A 3024-nucleotide genomic window follows, 5' to 3' on the forward strand; every position below is an offset into this window, starting at 1 on the left:
CCCCCGCCACAGAGGAACAGGCCAGGCACGTCGGCAGCCATGTTCCGATCGGCCGTATCGGCGCACCGGATGACATCGCCGGCGCAACGCTCTATTTGTGCAGCCGTGCAGGCAGCTATGTCACTGGCGCCATCTTGCCGATCGACGGCGGACAGTCGGTGCAGCATGGGCTGACCTTGTTCAAGGAATGACATTTTCCGGCCACAGAAGCCGGGGGTGAACTGGAGGACATGAGCGTGGAACCGATCAGTCTCGATGTGCTTCTGGCCAGTGTCGGCAAGGAGGTCGGCGTGTCGCCGTGGCGGGTGGTCACGCAACGCATGATCGACCAGTTCGCCGACGCCACGGACGACCATCAGTTCATCCACTGCGATCCGGAGCGGGCGATGCGTGAAACGCCGTTCGGCGGCACCATCGCGCACGGCTTCCTGTCGCTGTCGCTGTTGTCGGCGATGACCTTCGAGACCATGCCGCCGCTGGAAAACGGCAAGATGGGCGTCAACCACGGCTTCGATTCGCTGCGCTTCCTGGCGCCGGTGAAAACCGGCGCGCGCATCCGCACGCGTTTCGTGCTGGCCGACGTCAAGGTCAGGCCGTCGGGCTGGGTGCAGACCGCGCATGACGTGACGATCGAGATCGAGGGTTCGAAGAAGCCGGCACTGACCGCGCGCTGGCTGACGCTGACCTTGATCGAACGCCAGCCCGAGACGGCATGAGTGATCCCGTTCTCGACCAGGCAGCGCTTGCGCCTTACCTCGAGGCGAACATACCGGGCTTTTCCGGGCTTGCGGCAGTCGAGAAGTTCAAATCCGGCCAATCGAACCCGACCTACCTTTTGACGGCGGCAAGCGGCCGTTACGTGCTGCGCGCCAAGCCGCCGGGGCAATTGCTGAAATCGGCGCACCAGGTCGACCGCGAATTCAGGGTGATGAGCGCGCTTGCCGGCACCGCCGTGCCTGTGCCGGCCATGCTGCATCTGTCGGCGGAAGGCTCGCCCATCGGCCGCATGTTCTACGTGATGGATTTCCTCGACGGCCGCATTTTCTGGGATCCGGCTCTGCCGGAGGCTGGCGACAATGATGAACGCGCCGCCATCTACGATGCCATGAACGACACCCTCGCCGCCCTGCACGAGGTCGATGTCGAGACTGTGGGGCTCGGCGATTTCGGCCGGCCGGGCAATTATTTCGAGCGCCAACTGGCGCGCTGGACGAGCCAGTACCGTGCCTCGGAAACCGGCACCGTCGCCGACATGGACCGGCTGATTGCCTGGTTGGAAACGCATATGCCCGTAGATGACGGCCGGATCTCACTGGTCCATGGCGACTACCGGCTGGACAATCTGATCTTCGCGCCGGACCGGCCAACGGTTCTGGCAGTGCTCGACTGGGAACTTTCGACATCAGGCCACCCCTTCGCCGATATCGCCTATCAATGCATGCAATGGCGGCTGCCGCACGCTTCCGGCTTTCGCGGCCTGGGCGGTATCGATCGTTCCGCACTCGGCCTGCCTTCCGAAGAGGACTACGTCGCCGCCTACTGCCGGCGGCGCGGGCTCACCGGTATCGGCAACTGGACGTTCTTCCTCGCCTTTTCCTTCTTCCGGCTGGCTGCCATCTGCCAGGGCGTCTTCAAGCGGGCGCTGGACGGCAACGCCTCCAATCCCGAGAAGGCGAAAACCTATGGCGAGGCGGTGAAACTGCTTTCGTGTCTTGCCGCAGAACTGATCGACAGGGAGGCGTGATGGGCCATTTCGAGAGAGGAACGGTGCTGATCACGGGGCTGCCAAAATTCGAAAAGCGTCGGCACGATCCGAAGCATACCGTTTGGGAACTTCCCGTGCCCTTGTCCGTTTCCGTACAGCGTATATAATTTAGCCAGCCACCAACCCAACCGAAGGCACCAGATCTTGCCGCAGAGCGTCCAGACACGCCGCGAGAAACAAAAAGCAGAACTGCGCTCCGAATTGCTCGAGGCCGCGCATAAGCTTGTCCAGGAAGAGGGCTATGAGGGCCTGACCATCCGCAAGCTGGCCAAGCGGGTCGGCTACGCCCCGATGTCCGTTTATTCCTACTTCGCCGACAAGCAGGACATCCTGTTCGCTCTGGCCGAGGACGCATTCGAGACGCTTGCTCGCCGCATCGAGGAGCATCCGTCCGATGATCCGATCGCAGCCTTGCAGGCGGTGATGACGGAATATGCCGCCTTCGGGCTCGGCAATCCCAACGAATACCGCACCGTATTCATGACCGAAAAGACCAAGCTGCCGGAAGGCAGGAGCTACGACGACATGGAAGAGAGCAACCCGGCGATGAAGGCGCTGATCAGCCGGGTCGAGGCCTGCGTTGCCGCCGGAAAATTGCAGGGCGATCCGCGCGCCATCGCCACCATGCTGTGGGCGGTTGGCCACGGCACGATCTCGCTGCTCATCACCTTTCCATTCTACCCCTTCGGCGACCCGCAGGCCTTCGTGAAGCGGATGTGCGATTTCACGCTCGCCACGCTCAGCACGCAAAACGTCCCGCCATTGACCGAGACACCGGTCAACTGCTGACCTTTCATTTCCATATTTTCTCTCCGCCCCAGCCAGACCCTGGGGGGATTTCTTGGTTAACGAAAAATTTATCGTACGCGTACGGTTTTCCCTTGAATTCCCAATCGACGGCGTATATGTACAGTCTATCGTACATGTACGAGAAAAATTCACCCGTCGGTACGAATTGAATTCGACCCGGAAACCGGAGACTGACAATGAAAAAGACACTCCTCACCCTCGCCGCCGTGCTGGCACTTTCGGGCTCGGCTTTCGCCGCCAACACCACCCATCCGGTCAAGCATGCGCCGGTGGCGGCCTGCGTTGACACCAAGACCAACCTGAAGCTCGATTGCGCTTCGACCGGTTCGGTCGAGAAGAAGGGTGCCACGGAAAACACCGCTGAAGGCAAGGGCCCGCGGCTCGGCATCAGCATCAATCCGTGGATTGTGCCGAGCGCATTCTGATATCAGCAAAGATCACGTCTGGCC

Annotated in this window: 5 protein-coding genes; all 5 read left to right on the plus strand. The window is 61.4% G+C overall.

The features are described 5' to 3' along the window. Positions 1-191: SDR family oxidoreductase (locus EOA22_RS23380; protein WP_127390245.1), on the plus strand; the 191-nt coding region annotated here is incomplete at its 5' end. A 39-nt stretch (positions 192-230) separates the two neighbouring features. Then, entirely contained in the window at positions 231-716 is a 486-nt protein-coding gene (locus EOA22_RS23385; protein ID WP_263484965.1) for a MaoC family dehydratase, read from the plus strand. Continuing rightward, on the plus strand, positions 713-1744 hold the full coding sequence (locus EOA22_RS23390) for a phosphotransferase family protein (protein ID WP_063168970.1): 1032 nt from the start codon (positions 713-715) through the stop codon (positions 1742-1744). The genes EOA22_RS23385 and EOA22_RS23390 overlap by 4 nt, the downstream gene beginning before the upstream one ends. A 165-nt stretch (positions 1745-1909) precedes the next feature. Continuing rightward, positions 1910-2554: a TetR/AcrR family transcriptional regulator gene (locus EOA22_RS23400; protein WP_013529665.1), complete on the plus strand. Its 645-nt coding sequence runs from the start codon at positions 1910-1912 to the stop codon at positions 2552-2554. A 197-nt stretch (positions 2555-2751) separates the two neighbouring features. Then, on the plus strand, positions 2752-3000 hold the full coding sequence (locus EOA22_RS23405) for a DUF680 domain-containing protein (RefSeq protein ID WP_013529664.1): 249 nt from the start codon (positions 2752-2754) through the stop codon (positions 2998-3000). The last annotated feature ends 24 nt before the right edge of the window (positions 3001-3024 follow it).

The organism is Mesorhizobium sp. M7A.F.Ca.US.014.04.1.1, from assembly GCF_003998745.1.
Taxonomy (GTDB): domain Bacteria; phylum Pseudomonadota; class Alphaproteobacteria; order Rhizobiales; family Rhizobiaceae; genus Mesorhizobium; species Mesorhizobium ciceri.